Here is a 17858-nt window from a genome sequence, read left to right as displayed (position 1 = left end):
AATTAATTATCAATATTTTAACAATAAAACACGGCAAAATGTGTTAACCATGTTAACCTTTACACGGTACGTAATGCATATCGCTTTACGTTATCGGTTGTCCATTTTGCTTCGGCAAATCCTCTTTCTCCCAGCCCAGGTACCGTTTCTGCGGCAGGTGTTCCGGTAAATTTTCGCTGATATATTTTAGCAAATTCTCACGCACGTAACAGCGCAGGTCGAAAGCATCCGACGAATTTCGCGCGCTCATCAGCGCCCTTACCTCAATGGTATCCGTTTTCGAATCCGTTACCTGCACAGCGTTCACGCGTTTATCCCAAAGCTTGCTGCCCTTTAAAAGGCGGGTCAGTTCCTCACGTAATTGGTCAACCGGAAAGGTATAGTCGACGTAAAGAAAGACCGTCCCAAGTAATTCTGCGGTTGAACGGGTCCAGTTTTGAAAAGGCTTTTCGATAAAATAGGTGATCGGCAGGATCAAACGGCGCTGGTCCCAAATAGCAAGCACTACGTAAGTTAGGGTTATCTCCTCAACGCGGCCCCATTCGCCCTCAACCACTAGCACATCATCTATACGGATAGGTTGCGTAAACGCGATCTGTAACCCCGCCAGGAAATTGCTCAATGATTTTTGCGCGGCAAAACCTATGATGATACCACTGATACCCACGCCGGTCAACAATCCTGCGCCTATCTTCCTTACACTGCTGAAACTAAGCAGGATAATAGCAACGCTAACAAGTATAATGATGATGACTATAGTTTTCCGGATGAAGATGAGTTGCGTTTTTATCTTGCGACCCTTCAGGTTATCCTCCGCTTTTAAGTCGTATTGGTGATAAACATAATCCTCCAGTATCCTTACTGCTTTGATAAGCAGGCTGGCAAATGCTGCTACGATCAGTATACTTGTCAGTTTATCGAGCGATGCAACAAATCTGTCGCTCAATAGCATCAGCGGGAGCATAAAATTCAGCGTAAGCAGCGGAACAAAGTAGTTTAGCGGCGGCCCCAGGTGCGTCAGGATAGATTTAAATAGGGAATAATCGTCTTTATTCTTATAAAAGTGCAGTATGCGCGTGATAACAAATTTTACGATGAAGCCCAGCAGCAGTGCGCATATTACAACGCCCAGGTTCCAGGCCCAGGGCTGAAATTGATGTGACCATGATTGCAGTTGATTGTCCATAGGCAGTTTAACCGGAGTGTTTAGTGTAACATTAAGATCGGGCCGCCCGGTGCAAAGCCATTCGGAAAATGGCGTGGGTCGTTACCCAGATCCTGTGAAGTTTATACCAGAAGTACAAATATACCGGTAAATTGTTTAGCGGTTTGTGCCAAGATCCCCCTAACCGGGTGAATTGGCGAAACGCGCCGGATAAATTTGTAACAACGTTTTATGCATACCGTCTATTTATAAAACCCGAAAATGAAGAAAGCACTACTCTGCATTTTTACCACAATTATCGGATTGGCTGCATCGGCCCAAAATCAAAAATTCGAACCCTTTGCTAAAAAATTTGTGGCCGGTTATAAGGAATTGCGTATCCCCGATCTCGAACTAAGTTATGTAAGCGGATTGCAGCACATTGGTACAGCAAAAGCAGTGCAAAAGCAAGTGGATTTTTTCAGGTCGGTACAAATGGGATTGGCAGCGTTCGATCCTAAAGCATTGTCGCTATCACAAAAAACAGATTACGAACTGATCAAATATGAGACCGGGCTGAATCTTGAACGACTGACGCTTGAAACGGAATGGGTTAAAGACCCGCCTGCAAAAATAGCAACCGGCGGCATCATCACAGTTCCAAATGGCAAGGCATGGTATGCTTATTTGTTAAAACGCTGGGTGAGTATGGATGTTACTCCCGACCAGATATACCAGTTTGGTTTGAACGAAGTTGAACGGGTGAAAGCACACATTGAGGCAGTGCGCAAGCAAACAGGTTTAAGCGAGGATGCTTTTTACAAACATTTGGATGGCCCTGAATTTTTCACATCCGATCCGCAGGAAGTGCAGCGTTCTTTCGAACATACTAAAAGCGCGGTGTACAGTAATCTCCATAAACTGTTCAGCGATACGGTTGTTCCTCCATTGAAGATAGAAAAAGGAGCGGCGCAGCAACTGGCCCAAACTCCGGGTTATTATGATAATAATACTTTTTATTATAACCTGTTCGATAAGCCATATAACAAACGCCAGTACGATTGGCTTTTTATTCATGAAGGTGTGCCTGGCCATCATTACCAGTCTTCCATCGCATCGGCGGCCAAAGTGTCCGACGTGCAGCAACTGTTCTTTTATATCGGTTTTGCAGAAGGGTGGGGAGCCTATGCCGAGGAGTTGGGAAAGGACCTTGGCGTATACAAAACGCCTTATGCCGAACTGGGTAAATGGCAGTGGGATATTGTGCGTTCGGTGCGCGTGCCGCTGGACGTGGGGCTAAACTATTACGGCTGGACCGATGAGCAGGCGCTCGATTTCTGGAAGAAGAACATACGTGGCCAGGACGACATTGCGATGCGCGAAATAGCCCGTATACGCCGTTGGCCCGCGCAGGTGGTCACTTACAAATACGGCGCTTTGCAACTATTGCATTGGAAGGGAGAGCTGATGAAAAAACAAGGCTCAAAATTCAGCATTAAAGATTTTCACGACCGGGTATTGAACCATGGCTCGCTGCCCTTGTTTATGGTGAAAGAGAATGTATTCAGAAAGTAAGATCCTTGTCTATCTCTTTCAATAAGTACTCCTTTTTGTCAGAAGCATATTCCCAGAACATTACGCCGGCAAGGCCGTTCTTTTTAACGTACCGGCATTTGTTCTTAACCGACCATTCATCATCGAAAGTAATGAACTGCCTTAGGTCGGCATTGTACAGGTACGGTGCACCGGCATCTTTGTCGCGGTAATATTTATAGCCTTTTTGGTTGATCAGGCTGTCTTTGATAAAAGTATATCCGCCGCCACCGCCTCTCACATGTATGGCGGCTGTCCTGGCGCCTAATATCATTTTTTGAGAATCGGCAGCCACCAGCGTATGGCCGTAGAAAGCCACGCCCACTACCAGTTTGTCCGCCGGGACACCCGCCGCCATAAAATCGTGCACGGCTATGTCAGCCGAGCAAAGCGTCTTATAGCCTTTTGACGAATATAGGTTGGTGTGGTGCAGCACAATATGTAAACTGTCCTGGGCAAAATCATAGGTCATCAGGCTTACATAGTCCAGGTATTTGGAGGCATCGCCCATTTCGGTTAGTGTCAGGAAACGGGTAAAACCGCCAACGGCTGTGGTAAGCAATTTTTTGCTCCCGGTTTGCTTTTCAAGCGTATCCAGGTCGAGCCGTAGCTTCCGGAACATCAGGGTATAATTGTGTTTATCCTCGGGCCTGTAAATATTGCCGGCGCCAATATCGTTAGGGTATTCCCAGTCAATATCAACGCCATCCAGTTTATATTTACGCACAATGGCAACCGCACTTGCCGCAAAGCCCTCGCGGGCGGTATCAGTTAGCACGGCATCCGAGAAATTCCTGCTGCCGCCCCAGCCGCCTATCGAGATCAGGAGCTTAATATCCGGGTTTATTTTTTTCAGTTTTAACAGGTTCCGGAAATTTACCGTATCCGTCTTTTCATGTTCCAGGTAGGCCCGGTTATTTTTGATAACGACGAATGCATAGTTAATATGGGTGAGTTTTTTTGCATCCACCATGGTAATATCGTACAAGCCGTGATAACCGCCTACATAGCCTATGATCACATGCTTTTTGTTTCTTGATGATTGTGCCGGTGCAGATATAGATACAAATAACAAAAGCACCAATGATAAAATGCTTAACAGTCGGGATTTAAATTTCATAGCGAACGAATATACAAATCACACTGGCTATCAGGCAACAAATATTGATTCATAATATTCGGCAAGCTTTAGTATATTCACACCTTATAGACCGTTCCTTAAACACTTGTTTGTTATGAAAAAACGCATCCTTTTTCTAATTGCTTTTTTATCGCTTATTACTTTCGGTACATCATTCGCATCCGGCACTAACCCGAAAGATACCCGTATGCTGACACAGCCCGCTGTGAGTGCCGATCATATCGCGTTTATTTATGCTGAAGACCTTTGGGTAGCCAATCCCGATGGTTCGGAACCGCGCAGGCTAACTGTAGATGAAGGCATTGAATCGAGCCCGGCGTTTTCGCCCGATGGCAAGCTTATCGCCTTCAGTGCGCAGTATGACGGCAATACCGACGTGTATATAATTCCTGTGGAAGGAGGCGTGCCAAAAAGATTGACCTGGCACCCAGGCGCCGACCTGGTGCGGGGATTTAGTCCTGACGGTAAATCGGTACTGTTCGCTTCGCAGCGCAATTCGTTCACTAATCGCTATGCGCAACTATTCAGCGTCGCTATTACAGGCGGACCGGCGAGCCAGCTCGAAATACCCAACGCGTTTTATGCCAACTATTCGCCCGATGGCAAATACATGGCGTATACACCTGTTCCGGATGCTTTCAAACAATGGAAGCATTACCGCGGTGGTACCATCACCCGGATTTGGTTATTCTCATTTGCCGACAAATCGGTGGTTGAAATACCCAAACCGGAAGGAGGCTGCAACGATACCCAGCCAGTTTGGATGGGGGATAAGGTATATTTCAGGAGCGACAGGAACGGCGAGTTCAATTTGTTTTCCTACGATGTTGCATCCAAACAGGTAAAGCAATTAACAGAATTTAAAGACTTCCCGGTATTGAATATTGCCGGCGGAAACGGAAAGATATTACTGGAGCAGGCAGGTTATCTGCATGTTTTCGAGCCCGCATCGGCATCGGCAAAAAAGCTGACCATCGGCATAGCTGCCGACCTGTTGGAGTTAAGGACGAGGTTTGCCAAAGGCGCAAAATATATCCGCAGTTCGCAGATATCGCCGTCGGGTGCAAGGGCTGTATTTGATTTCAGGGGCGATATTGTTACCGTACCGGCTGAAAAGGGCGACGTGCGCAATATCACCAATACCACTGCGGTACATGAGAAAACACCGTCATGGTCGCCGGATGGTAAATTCATCGCTTATTTTTCTGATGCTTCGGGTGAGTATCAATTGGATATTAAGCAGCAGGATGGTTTAGGGGATGTTAAGTCGTTCAAACTAACCGGCGCCGGGTTTTACGCCAGCCCCAAATGGTCGCCGGATAGCAAGAAGATCGCTTATGTTGATAATAGCCGCAGTCTGTATGTGCTGGACGTTGCCTCGGGTACCATCAAAAAGATCGATTCGGACAACCTTTATACACCAGGCTCGTTCCGCGATATTTTTGGCGATTGGTCGTCTGACTCAAAATGGATAGCATACACGAAGGTAACAGCTACCCAATTCAAAAAGGTGCTCCTTTATTCAATCGACGAACAAAAGTCATACCCGCTAACCGATGGGCTGAGCGATGCATCCGAACCCATTTTTTCGCGCAATGGTAAATACCTGTATTTCTTTGCGTCGACCGACGCCGGCCCGGTGATCAACTGGTTCGACCAGTCGAACGACGATATTCGTTCAACCAGTTCCATTTACCTCGTTACGCTGCAAAACCAAACAGTGTCGCCACTAGCCAAAGAAAGCGATGAGGAAAAGGCCGATGCAAAAAAGGAAGATAAAGCTGAAGCCAAATCTGACGTTAAATCGGATAAAAAAGTCGCCTTCACGTCGCCCGGGCTAAAAATAGATTGGGATGGCATACAAAACCGAATTGTGGACGTGCCGGTAAAACCCGGAAATTACGGGCAGCTAAGCGCCGGTAATGATGATGATATTTTTTACATCGAATATTCGGACGACGGCGGCAAGCTGCATAGTTACAGTTTCAAAAAACGTGAGGACGCCGAAATAATGCCGATGGACGGGTATGACCTGTCTGCTGACGGCAAAAAGATGCTGTACCGGCATCATGGAAGCTGGGGCATAGTTAACGCAGGCGACAAGAATGGGAAAGGGCTGAATGTTGACGCTATCCAGGTAAAGGTTGACCCGATTGCGGAATGGCCAGAAATATTTGACGAGGCATGGCGCATTAACCGTGATTATTTTTATGACCCGGGCATGCACGGCAACGACTGGCTGGCGGTAAAAAAGAAGTATGCCGTTTTCCTGCCCGATCTTTCCTGTCGCGACGACCTGAATGCGGTTATACAATGGATGTGCAGCGAACTGGTGGTAGGGCACCAGCGCCTGACCGACCTGGGCGATAAGCTCTACCATCCTGAAACGATCAAAGGCGGGCTGCTTGGCGCGGATTATGGCATCATCAATAACAGGTATCGCATCCAGAAAATATATGGTGGGCTTAACTGGAACCCCAACCTCCGTTCGCCTTTGACCGAACCGGGGGTAAATGTGAAAGCGGGCGACTACCTGCTGGCGGTAAATGGAAAAGACGTGCCCGGCACAGAGGACCTCTATCAATACTTTGAAAACACTGCCGGTAAGATAACCGAAATAACGGTTGGCCCTAACCCGGATTATAATGGCTCCCGCGTAGTGAAAGTGGTGCCGGTGGATAACGAATACGAACTTCGCAACCGCGACTGGGTCGAAGGCAACCTGCAAAAAGTGACCGAGGCAACCAAAGGGCAGGTTGCCTATGTATATGTACCCAACACTGCAAACGAAGGCCATGACTACTTTAAACGTTACTTTTACCCGCAGGCAAACCGCAAAGCAATTATTGTTGACGAACGTTTTAACGGTGGAGGGCAGCTCGCCGACTATTATATCAACCTATTGCAAAATCCTTACCAGGCCCACTGGCATATGCGTTACGGGCAGGACCTTAAATCGCCAAGTGCATCGATACAAGGGCCGAAGGTGATGCTCATAAACGAGTCGGCAGGCTCGGGCGGCGACATGTTGCCGTGGATGTTCCGCAAATTTAAGGTGGGTACTTTGGTTGGTACACGTACCTGGGGCGGCCTGGTCGGCATCCTCGGCTTCCCCGAATTTATTGATGGCGGCGGTGTAACTGCGCCCAATGTTGGTATCTGGACCAAGGATGGCTTCGTGGTTGAAAATGTAGGCGTGGCACCGGATGTCGAGGTAGTACAAACCCCTGCCGAGGTTATCAAAGGCAATGACCCGCAGTTGCAAAAAGCTATTGAGGTTGCGTTAAAAGAATTGGAGAAAAACCCGCAGGTCGAGCCTGTGAGGCCGCCGTTCCCGGCGAAGGTGCAGAAATAAACTAGCTTTTAGATTTACGAAGTTTTTAAAACTTCGTAAATCTTCAATTACTGCTCCTTAAACACTTTATATATTCTCCCGATAAGCGGGTTATTAATGATGGCCTGTTTCAGACTATCAGCATTCACCTTTCCCTCTTTGGCATATACGATCTTGCCACCGGGTTCAACCAAAATGGTATAAGGCAGTGCCCCCTGCCATTTTGGGTCGATGCTTTCTATCAGCTTGTATTTGTTATCCCCGGTGTAGATATAATTAAGGCTGGATGATTGCCTCTTTTCCAGGAAAGCCAGCGCTTTGCTGCGGTCCTTCATAGCATCCGAACTAATGGTGATCATTTTAAAATCACGGTCGCGGTACATGCGGTTAGCCGTCACCAGGTCGGGGAATTCCTCCACGCACGGTACACACCAGGTAGCCCACAGGTTGATCATCAAAAGTTTATCAGTTTTGTTTTTCATCAGTTCCGATACCCCTGCGGCGTCGATATCCTGCAGGCTTACCGGCTCTTTTGCCCATTGTATCTCGGCCTTTTTAATCCAGTCCTTTTTCTCTATCCATTTTACCGAGCAGCCGAACACCTTGGTTGTTGTTACCGGCACTTCTTTACCAGCCAATATGGCCTCTATGGCGTTGCGTGCATCATAACTGGTGGGTGTTTTGGCAGGGTCCTCCATATCATCTATCCGCCCCTGGTAGCGCAATTTACGGTCCTGGTCAAAAATGAATATATGGGGTGTGGTAACCGGGCCGTATTTTTTTGAAGTGATCTCGGTTTCCCCATCGTATAAATATGGAAAATTAAAGCCGGCGCTTTTGGCCCGTATTTTCATTTCAGGATATGAATCGCCCACATCGCTGTATCCCAATTCATCCAGGCGCAACGAGGATGGGTTATTTGGGTTGATGGCCACTACCCGCACACCTTTTGGCGCATAGTCGCGCGTTAGCTTGATCATCCTGGGTTCATAAGCCTGCGAGGTAGGGCAGTGGTTGCACATAAATACCACCACCAGCACCTTAGCATCTTTGAAAGAAGCGAGCGAATACATCTTACCATCGACGCCTTTCAGGTTGAAGTAGGGGGCCGCCGAACCAATGGCAAGGGTTTTATGCTCATCAAAATTAAAGCTTGCTGAAATAACGAATGCCATCAACAGGCAGGTGATTAGTGAAGCGCTTTTTTTCATTTTGAATGATTTCCGGAAGAAGGTGATCAAAAACGGGTTATATCAAAATTAAATATTTTATTAATGGATTTAAACAAGATGGCGGGTTCGATTTTGCAACAAAACCAAATTTTATTTGTTGATAATCAAGGATATTATTTGTAAATTTAATATACCAAATTATACCCTGTAGTATTTTTCCTTATGGAACCGGAAGCCCATTGTTTTATTGTGCTTCTGCCACGTGTTTTCCTCACTGACGGGTAGGCATCGCCTTGCATAAATCTTATCACTTAATTCCCGTTTCACCATTAAAACATTAGTATTATGAGAAAGATTTTAGTTTTTACAGCTTTACTTACCTGTGTTTTCTTTGCGTGTAAAAAAGCAAAGAAAGAGTCTTCGCAGCCAGGTGTATACAAAATGGATAAACTGACGGTTAGCAGCGGGGGTAAGGATTCAGTTTATGCCAGGACACAGGTCAAAATTTATACCGACCATCATTTTGCTTATGCCAGCATGGCGCCCGACTCATCTGTAGGATTTGGCATAGGATCATACAAGGCCGACACAGGCAACAACATTATAGAAACCAGTATTTACAGCAGCGCCTCCCTCGATTCGCCTCAGACTTTTCATATAGCGTTAACACAGCAGGATTCAGGTTATACGCAGGTTCTTCCGCTTACGTCACCCAAGGGTGTGAAATATACAGTGACCGAGGCATATACCCGTTTGGCCACCGATGGTGCCTCAAAGCTTGACGGTGTATGGAAACTGGACGAGGCTTACATTGTGAAAGGGAAGGACACCACTAAGCAACCCGAAAACCAGTATAAAGCATTTTGGGGCGGTCACTTTATGTTCGTACACCGCTATGCAGTGGATAATACCAACCTGCATTTTAAAAATGGCTTTGGTTATGGCGATTATACGCTAAGGAACGATACCTTGAGCGAATCGGAAAAAATAACCAATCACGCCACGCTGCTTGGCCGGTCATTCGCTATCAAGATCAATTTCAACGGCGACGACGAATATTCACAAGTCATAACGGATTCGACCGACGGAAGCAGGTCCGTCGAGATATACAGGCGTTTGAAATAAAACGCAACAGGGCCCATCAATTAAACAAAGCTTCTCTTTCAGGAGAAGCTTTTTGTTGTAAATTGGCCCCCTGCCGATGGAATCAATATTTATAAGAAAAGCCCGCCTGTCTGATATGGATACCCTGCTGCAATTTGAGCAGGGTGTTATCACCGCTGAACGCCCGTTTGATAAAACGCTTAGGGACGAGTCGATACACTATTACGACCTGCATCAATTATTAACTGCTCAGCATATTCGCCTGCTGGTAGCTCAGTGCGGCGACGAAATTATCGGTTCGGGTTATGCCCGCATTGAAACCGCTAAACCCTACCTGAAACACCAAAGGTATGCCTATCTGGGTTTTATGTATGTATTACCTGCTTATCGCGGCAGGGGCGTTAATAAAATGATCATTGATACGCTGACGGAATGGGCAACGGCGCAGAGAATAACCGAACTGCGATTAGAGGTTTACAGCGATAACGAACCGGCTCTTAAAGCCTATGAAAAAGCCGGTTTCAGCAGGCATATGATAGAGATGAGGATGGGACCGAAGGGCGAATAATTTGGCGTAGCTTTAACGCAAATGTTGTGTCTTGTATATCTCGCCGGCAAAAAAGCGAAGAATGTTTTGTTCAACAACTTTCCAATCGTAATGGTCACGGCAATAGCCGCGGTTAAACTTCCCCATTTCTTTACGTTTTTGCTGGTTACCGATCAGCAGTTCAAGACTTTCTTGCAGATCATTGATGATCCCTTCTTCTGATGTTACCGGGATTTTTATCGCGCCCTCATCCGGACAGATATATTTCGGGCCGCCGTTATCAATGGTAATTATCGGCAAGCCCGATGCCATGGCTTCAAAAAAAACGTTGCCACCTGCTTCTGTTAGGGTGGGCAAACAGAATATTGATGACATGTAATAAAACTGCCGGGTTTCTTCAATTGATTTGTAGCCTTGAAAAATGATCTTATCGGAAAGGCCATAACTTTTTACCAGTCCTTCGAGGGCTGCCTGTTCTTCTCCGCGCCCCAGGATATTCAACACAAAGTTTGACGACCTTACCCGGCTCAATGCTTTAATAAGGAGTTCGGCCCCTTTATACCTTGTCAACCTACCCACAAAAAGTATTGCCACAACTGCAGTATCACCAACGGCTTGTGGATATTGATCACAATTGATGCCGTTATTAAGTAATAATTCGCTCCGCTCAAGAAATTCTGGCGGCAGCGTATCTCTCACATATTCAAGGCACAACAATACTTTTTCGGCCTTTTTAAATTGATTCCTGTAAGCCGGCAGCTTTAGTAACAATTTATCCAAGACGCGTAGTTTCAACAAAAAATGCTCTTTTTTAAAATAATCTTTCATGCCTGCAGGTACTTTTAGCCCGCCGCCTAATGGCCCGATATAAACGGGTTTATCAAATTTTACCAATGAGGTAAAATGCCTGAAGCTCTCCGGTGATTTATGCAAAATAATATCACAGCGGTCTATGATCTCCGGTCTTTTTTTTAGGTAGGATGTTATTTTGTAGTTAAAATAAAAGTAGCCAAGCCTTACGGTGTTTTTAATCTTTCCATAGCTTTTGAAAGGATAATTATCGGGGAAGGATATGATCTCGAGATTATCCGGAAAATGCTTTTTATAATATAGGTCCACCGACTCTTTTTCCTCAGTAGTAGTAAGCAAAATGATATTGAACCGCTTTAATAGTATATTCAGCCATTCAAATGCCGAATATGCCTCCGAAACGGCGAATGGATTGCAGAGATAACTCGAAAATAGAATGGTTTTATGTGGGTACCCATTATCCTGTAGCATAAGTTACAATGAGTCTACGTAATTGATAAGGTAATTTATCATGTTCGACCTGCCTGGAATAAAGCTACGGGGTTCAAAATTGTCCAACTTAGTCAAAACTTCTTCGAGCGGTACATGGTCGTGCCATGGCAAAATATAGTTTAATGCAGCAAGTTCGTGTAATATCTCAAGTTGATGATCATCCACATGTTCACCGTATTTGGCAAGCCTTGGTATTGCGATCACTTTTTTCTCAGCCTTAATAGCATTGGTTACCGACCCGGCCCCGGCATGCGTAATCACTACCCTCGCCCTGCGGTGCAGCTCGGCCATTTCAACCGGACTGATAAACGCCCGCAACGTTAGATGCCGGGCCTCATTAAAAACTGTATAGCCAGATTGTACAATCACTTCTTCAGTGATAATACCCTCTTCACACAGCCTTTCTATCTCTACCAGGGGTCTTTTGAAATCCGTAACAAAGGTTCCTAATAAAACAAGTATCATTAATATAATCCTCCTACAAATACAGCTTTTTCATAGTTGTTTTTTCCCTCGGGCCATTGTAAAATAAACCTGTCGGCTATCGGATAAATAATATCTGCAGCTTTCGCCCGTGAATGTACGCGTGCGTAGGAGAGTATGAATACGATTTTAATGCCAAACAACCGGCCTAAAAGACACATTGGTATAGCAGTATGGCTACCGGTTGAAATGATTACTTTCGGATAATGGTTTATCAGCAGCTTTAATGATAAAAATGTATTTGCGATAAGCGTCATAAGGAAGCGAAAACGACGTTTTTTACCTCCGGAACGTGCCTTGATAAATCTCATATTATACTGCTCTTTAAAAAAGGATGTATATTCGGTGTTCTCGGTCACCATCAGGTAATCGTATCGGGTAAACATTTCTTCTAATTGAAGCATTTCAGCCAAATGTCCACCGCCGGAGCATACTAAAATAATTTTCGTTTTCTTTGGTCCCATCGAATGAAAAAATAATTATGATTAATGAAAAATTAACTTTTAATTGTGAGCGTGGCAACCTTTTCAGGAGATGAAAAAAGTTTTTATAATTTATAAGTTTCTTCCGAAATATAGAGTAGATTTTTATCAACTTTTAAAAAAAGAACTTTTCAACTATAATATTGATTTACAGCTGATTTATGGGCAGTCCAACAAAACCGATGCCTTAAAGGGAGACGAAACTGTAATTGAATGGGCGCAATTTGTTCCCAATAAGCGTTATTATTTAGGAAAAACTGAGTTGTTGTGGCAACCCTGTCTCAAATACCTTAAAGGCGCTGACCTAATTATCGTGCAAACGGAAAACAGGTTGTTGCTTAACTACTGGCTGATGATAGCCAGGCGTTTGTCTAAATTAAAGGTTGCTTTTTGGGGCCATGTGTACAATATGCAGGACGATGTCAACAGTCTCAGAAACAAGATAAAGCTAAAGACCCTTTATCAGACAGATTGGTGGTTTGCCTATACCAATGGAGTGAAGCAATTCCTGGCCGACCGCGGGTTTCCTGCGAATAAGATAACAGCTGTGCAAAATGCTATTGATACGATTGGGCTAAAAAAATATTATGCGGATATTACAGAGACGGAAACCGATGTGTTGAAAAGAAAGTTAGGTATAAGCGGCTCAAATGTAGGAATATACTGCGGGGGCATGTACCCGGATAAACATCTTGATTTTATTTTGGAATGTTGCCATCGTATAAAAGCCGCTGTTCCTGATTTTCACATGTTATTTATCGGCGCAGGCGTTGAAGCTGAAAAAGTGAAAGCGGCGGCAAATGAGGCGGAATGGATACATTATGCAGGCCCCAAGTTTGGCATGGACCGCGTGATCTATTTCAAAATAGCTTCGGTACAAATAATGCCTGGATTGGTCGGTCTTAGTATCCTTGATTCCATGGCCATGGAATCCCCTATAATAACTGCCGAACATCCCTACCACAGCCCGGAAATTGAATACCTGGAAAACGGGAAAACCGGACTAATAACCAAGTTTGATACCGCAGCATACTCTGAAGCGGTCATTGACCTGCTCAAGACCCAAAAATATCTCGGCTTTGCAGAAGCAGGTAAACTGGCATCAGAACGATATACGGTTGAGCACATGGTATCAAATTTCGCCGGGGGAATAAGGAAGTGCCTGGAGACGAAATAGCCGGCTTATACCATTACTTCGAATACGTTATCAATAGCCCATAAGTAGGCTGGCTTCAGTCGGCACATCATTAAAAATAATAATAGATGGCTTATCGGGAGAGGATGAGGTGACGATGTTTTACCAGGAATTTGGCGATAGCTAGATCAATTTTATTATCAGGCTTTGGGTAAATACGCCCGAACGGCTTATTTACCGGGCCGTTTGCAGCAAAACCATCATACGGATAAAAAAGGCGTACGACGAAAATAATATCATGATCCCATTCCCTATCCGTACACTTGATTTTGGTATAAAAGGAGGTGTTTCGCTTGACGAGGTCCAGATCAAAACCTGAGCGGAAAAACAATTGACAATCTTGTTAGTTGTTTAAATACCATTTAACTAAATATCATCGCCTGTCCCTCACACATTCATCCCGCAATGCGGAAGTGAAAAGCATAAGGCATAAAACAATAAAATATGAGCAGAACAATCGGAATTATTATGATCGTCATCGGCGTAGCTATGCTGATCTGGACGGGGTTCACCTATACTAAAAAGGAAAAAGTAATTGATGCCGGCCCGATCCAGGTTTCAGCTGATAAGCAAAAATCGGTAAACTGGCCGCCTTATGCAGGAGGTATCCTGGTAGTAGGAGGCATTATTGTTGTGCTTACCGCTAAAAAAACAAGCTAATTTTACAGAGCTGGTTTGATCTCGCCATATACCCATGACTCTTTTTTGGGTATGATAGACATAGATTCAAGCAACGAGTGTACCAGGTATGGCGAATGCAGGTTGTACTTGGCAAACGAAGCCTCATTGCCTACTTTAATGGTATAGGCCTCTGTCATACGGGCGAGTTTTACAAACATATCCTCGTCTGTTTTGTCATCGCCTATGCACAACACAAAATCGTACGAGGACATGGTGAGTTTTTCAATAGCAGCACCCTTGTTTACACCTTTATTTCTTACTTCAATTACTTTATTGCCATTCAGTACGTTTAGGGGCAGGTGTGTAGTGCCGTTAAATAATTCTTCATACAATTCTTTTGCTCTTATCATGCCTTCTGTCAGGTCGGCATTACGATAATGCCAGGCTATCGAAAAATCTTTTTTCTCGATGAATGAATGAGGACATTTGGACACAAATTTATCCATTTGTTTCTCTATCCTTCCCATCCAATCACCCTCGTTCCCGGCAGTCTCATTTTCCCACGATCCGTTTGGATGACGGATCTTAGCTCCATGTTCGGCAATAAGGCCTACCGGCAAATGACCAAGCCATTTTTCAAGCGTCACGCTGTCGCGACCGCTTACAATATACATCGTATTTTGCTCTTCGCGCGAGAGCAGGTCCAATAACTCAAGTACTTTATTGCCTGGTGTTGCAGACAATGGGTCCTTTGAAAAAGGGACCAGTGTGCCATCATAATCGAGTAATATCAATCGTTTTTGTGCCGATGAATAATTTTCGAGCAGCCGCGCTTTCGAAAAATTATCCAGGAATTTGATCTCGAACCCCAGCTGTACGTCTTTCACTTCTTTTAACTGGTTTAAATAATCGCCGGCCCATGCATTTACATCGTATCTGCTTATGCGTTCCTGCATAGCTGTCATTCGCTCTTCCTGTTCATTTTTTTTCATTTCAAATCCTTGTTTTATCATTTCGGCTATTTCGTCCGTATCATTTGGGTTTATCAATAATGCCTCGGTCAGTTCCCTTGCGGCGCCCGCCATCTCGCTTAATATCAAAACGCCCTGCTTGTCTTTCCTGCTGGCAACAAACTCTTTTGATACAAGGTTCATGCCATCGCGCAGCGGGGTTATCAGGGCCACATCGCAGGTAGTATATAAGGCTATCAACTGTTCAAAATCGAGGTGATTATACTGATAAATAATAGGTTGCCAGTTTATGGTTCCCAGGGTGCTGTTTAGGTTGCCGATAAATTCATCAATTATCTTTTTCCGCTCGGCATATTTCCTGATCGAATCGCGCGAGGGCACAACTACCAGCGCAAAAACAACTTTGCCGTGATATTCAGGATTGGCTAAAAGGAATTTTTTAAAGCCCTTCAGCCTGTTGTACAAACCCTTGGTATAGTCGAGCCGGTCTACCGAAAATAGTAGTTTTTTATCTTTCTTTAGTTTAAGGTAAGTCTTCCGGATAGCTTCTACTTTAACATTATCAAACGCATTGTTAAACAGGTAAAAATCTATGCTTATCGGGAAAGCATCGACCTTTATTTGCCTGTTCTCCCATGATATGTGCTGACCGTCGTGCCCGGTCTTAAGGGCCATTTCAACACACGATAGAAAGTGAGATGAATAGTCTACTGTATGGAAACCGATCAGGTCGGCGCCCAGCATCCCGGTTAATATCTCGCGTTGCCATTGTTTGGGGATGACCCTGAATATTTCATACGACGGGAAAGGGATATGCAGAAAGAAGCCAATGGTGAGCTTTGGGAATTTTGCGCGAAGCATGCCGGCCAACGGCAGCAGATGGTAATCGTGTATCCATACAAAGTCTTCGTTGCGTACCTGTTTGGACAGTATATCTGCAAATGACCGGTTAGCTTCCATATAGGCATCGAAGTAGGACGAATGGTATTCGGCAAACGAGGGGAAGTAGTGGAAAAGCGGCCAAAGTAATGAGTTGGAAAACCCATTATAGTAAAGCTCGTACATTTTACTCTTCATAAAAACCGGCAGGTAATTATAATCTGCGGGCGAATGCTCATTGTTGGCAATATCCCAGGTCTTTTCAGTGCAGCCGGGTACGCCAGCCCATATCTTCTCCGAAAAATATTCTTTACCGCTGCCCTTCAGATAAGTAGTTATTGCAGAGATCAGCCCGCCGGAAGATTGCCGCATGGTAACATTATTGTCGATGGTCTCGATTGTCAGGGGAAGCCGGTTGGAAATAATAAATAGTCTTTTTTTCATCATAGGAAATAAGCTAAAAAGAAATAATACCAAGAATGATTGAACCCGATGCTAAAAGAAAAAAAGCGATTGGAAATGCTTTAAGATGGCTTTGAAAAAGCCTGGCAGCACAGAATAAAAAACGACAATGTTTTTTAACAGGTTATTGCAAACATACGAATTTTAAATTTAATGCCACTTTTGGCCTGACAAGTGGGTAACTTTGTTCCTGGAGATCCGGGTAGAACATGCCCGGATCAATGCCATCTTCCAATAACCATTTTCATTTATCTAATCGAAAACAACTATGATCAGGTCAAAATTTTTAATTCGCGCACTTTACCTGTGCAGCATTGGCAGTATATTATTTTTTGCCTCGTGCGGAGGCAATGGCAGTAACGGCCAGAAGAGCGACAGCACCTCAACCGCCGGCAATGGCTCGTCTACAGGATTATTAGGTGCGGGCAGTACGTTTGTTTACCCGTTATTTTCAAAAATGTTTGCCGAGTATGAGAAATCGCACAACATCAAGGTAAACTACCAGTCCATCGGTTCAGGCGGGGGAATACTGCAACTAACAAATAAAACAGTCGATTTTGGCGGTTCCGATGCTCCGCTGAATGATGAACAAAGCCAGAAGATCGGCGTTCCCATACTGCATATTCCAATGGCTTCGGGCGCTGCAGTTATCACTTACAATATTCCCGGTTTAAGCAAATCGCTAAAAATAACGCCACAGGTAATTGCGTCGATATACCTGGGGAAAATTACAAACTGGAATGACAAGCAAATTGCCACTGCGAACCCGGATGCAAAATTGCCTGATCTCACAATCGTGGTCATCCACCGTTCTGATGGCAGCGGAACAAGTTTCATCTGGACCGATTACCTGTCGAAAGTTAGCGATGAATGGAATAAAAAAGTGGGAAGAGCAACGGCAGTTAGCTGGCCGGCAGGCTTAGGGGGTAAAGGGAACGAAGGTGTAACCGGTTTGATAAAACAAACACCGGGGGCAATTGGCTATGTCGAATTGGCTTACGCCATACAGAACAAGATGCCGGTGGCGCAGGTTCAAAACCAGTCGGGTAAATTTATTACACCCGATCTTTCCTCAATAACGGCCTCAAGTAATATCAACTTGCCCGCCGATGCTAAGGTTTCGCTGACCAATACAACCAATCCCGATGGCTACCCGATAAGCAGCTTTACATGGGCGCTTATCTATAAGGAGCAAAAATATGACAACCGTCCGGCGCAAAAAGCGAAGGAATTATTGGAACTGTTGTGGTGGAACATTCACGAAGGGCAAAAAGAGTGTGAACCTTTAAACTATGCAAGGCTTTCGGAAAGCGCTGTCAAAGTAGCCGAAAATATTTTAAAATCAGCCACTTACGATGGAAAACCAATATTGCAATAAAAACAGGAGGACATAGTAAAAAAGGCTTTTAGAACGATCTCTAAAAGCCT

At 44.7% G+C, this 17858-nt stretch carries 14 protein-coding genes; 7 read left to right on the top strand and 7 right to left on the bottom strand.

Going from position 1 to position 17858, the window contains the following annotated elements; genetic code table 11:
- Window positions 1–85 precede the first annotated feature (85 nt).
- Window positions 86–1186, bottom strand: coding sequence for a mechanosensitive ion channel family protein (locus tag VL525_RS19825; RefSeq protein ID WP_325388915.1), 1101 nt, complete (start codon window positions 1184–1186; stop codon window positions 86–88).
- Window positions 1187–1426: 240 nt separating this feature from the next.
- Between VL525_RS19825 and VL525_RS19820 the strand changes: the two genes are divergently transcribed.
- On the top strand, window positions 1427–2719 hold the full coding sequence (locus VL525_RS19820) for a DUF885 domain-containing protein (protein ID WP_325388913.1): 1293 nt from the start codon (window positions 1427–1429) through the stop codon (window positions 2717–2719).
- Here VL525_RS19820 and VL525_RS19815 read toward each other — a convergent pair.
- Window positions 2709–3857, bottom strand: coding sequence for a glycoside hydrolase family 18 protein (locus VL525_RS19815; protein ID WP_325388911.1), 1149 nt, complete (start codon window positions 3855–3857; stop codon window positions 2709–2711). The two genes, VL525_RS19820 and VL525_RS19815, sit on opposite strands and share 11 nt — an antisense overlap.
- A gap of 115 nt (window positions 3858–3972) precedes the next feature.
- Between VL525_RS19815 and VL525_RS19810 the strand changes: the two genes are divergently transcribed.
- Window positions 3973–7233: a S41 family peptidase gene (locus VL525_RS19810; protein WP_325388909.1), complete on the top strand. Its 3261-nt coding sequence runs from the start codon at window positions 3973–3975 to the stop codon at window positions 7231–7233.
- A gap of 47 nt (window positions 7234–7280) precedes the next feature.
- Here the strand turns inward: VL525_RS19810 and VL525_RS19805 are convergent, their stop codons facing one another.
- On the bottom strand, window positions 7281–8423 hold the full coding sequence (locus tag VL525_RS19805; RefSeq protein WP_325388907.1) for a redoxin family protein: 1143 nt from the start codon (window positions 8421–8423) through the stop codon (window positions 7281–7283).
- A 306-nt stretch (window positions 8424–8729) separates the two neighbouring features.
- On the opposite strand from VL525_RS19805, the gene VL525_RS19800 reads away from it, so the two are divergent.
- Together VL525_RS19800 and VL525_RS19795 are read left to right on the top strand one after the other, a co-directional pair.
- The gene (locus VL525_RS19800) at window positions 8730–9509 is read left to right on the top strand and encodes a hypothetical protein (protein ID WP_325388905.1); all 780 of its coding nucleotides are present in this window, start codon (window positions 8730–8732) and stop codon (window positions 9507–9509) included.
- 76 nt (window positions 9510–9585) lie between these two features.
- Window positions 9586–10056: a GNAT family N-acetyltransferase gene (locus VL525_RS19795; RefSeq protein ID WP_325388903.1), complete on the top strand. Its 471-nt coding sequence runs from the start codon at window positions 9586–9588 to the stop codon at window positions 10054–10056.
- Between the two features lie 12 nt (window positions 10057–10068).
- Here VL525_RS19795 and VL525_RS19790 read toward each other — a convergent pair whose 3' ends face one another.
- The 3 genes from VL525_RS19790 to pssD are packed head-to-tail and all read right to left on the bottom strand — an operon-like array spanning window position 10069 to window position 12284.
- A complete protein-coding gene (locus tag VL525_RS19790) occupies window positions 10069–11316 on the bottom strand; it encodes a glycosyltransferase family 4 protein (protein WP_325388901.1) in 1248 nt (415 codons plus the stop codon).
- A gap of 3 nt (window positions 11317–11319) precedes the next feature.
- Window positions 11320–11802, bottom strand: a complete 483-nt coding sequence (locus VL525_RS19785) for a glycosyltransferase (RefSeq protein WP_325388899.1) — start codon at window positions 11800–11802, stop codon at window positions 11320–11322.
- Window positions 11802–12284: a PssD/Cps14F family polysaccharide biosynthesis glycosyltransferase gene (pssD, locus tag VL525_RS19780; RefSeq protein WP_325388897.1), complete on the bottom strand. Its 483-nt coding sequence runs from the start codon at window positions 12282–12284 to the stop codon at window positions 11802–11804. Before pssD ends, VL525_RS19785 begins: the two co-directional genes overlap by 1 nt.
- Before the next feature lie 70 nt (window positions 12285–12354).
- Here pssD and VL525_RS19775 point away from each other — a divergent pair, with 70 nt between their 5' ends.
- Window positions 12355–13479, top strand: a complete 1125-nt coding sequence (locus VL525_RS19775) for a glycosyltransferase family 4 protein (protein WP_325388895.1) — start codon at window positions 12355–12357, stop codon at window positions 13477–13479.
- Window positions 13480–13941: 462 nt separating this feature from the next.
- Window positions 13942–14157 carry a hypothetical protein gene (locus VL525_RS19770; protein ID WP_325388892.1) on the top strand — a complete coding sequence of 72 codons (216 nt, stop codon included), beginning with the start codon at window positions 13942–13944 and terminating at the stop codon, window positions 14155–14157.
- Window positions 14158–14159: 2 nt separating this feature from the next.
- Here the strand turns inward: VL525_RS19770 and VL525_RS19765 are convergent, their stop codons facing one another.
- Entirely contained in the window at window positions 14160–16415 is a 2256-nt protein-coding gene (locus VL525_RS19765) for a bifunctional alpha,alpha-trehalose-phosphate synthase (UDP-forming)/trehalose-phosphatase (RefSeq protein WP_325388890.1), read from the bottom strand.
- 283 nt (window positions 16416–16698) lie between these two features.
- On the opposite strand from VL525_RS19765, the gene pstS reads away from it, so the two are divergent.
- Complete coding sequence (gene pstS / locus VL525_RS19760; RefSeq protein ID WP_325388888.1) at window positions 16699–17808, top strand: phosphate ABC transporter substrate-binding protein PstS; 1110 nt, start codon at window positions 16699–16701, stop codon at window positions 17806–17808.
- The last annotated feature ends 50 nt before the right edge of the window (window positions 17809–17858 follow it).

It is taken from the genome of Mucilaginibacter sp. (assembly GCF_035492695.1).
Taxonomy (GTDB): Bacteria; Bacteroidota; Bacteroidia; order Sphingobacteriales; family Sphingobacteriaceae; genus Mucilaginibacter.
This window is presented reverse-complemented; position numbering and strand designations above follow the sequence as displayed.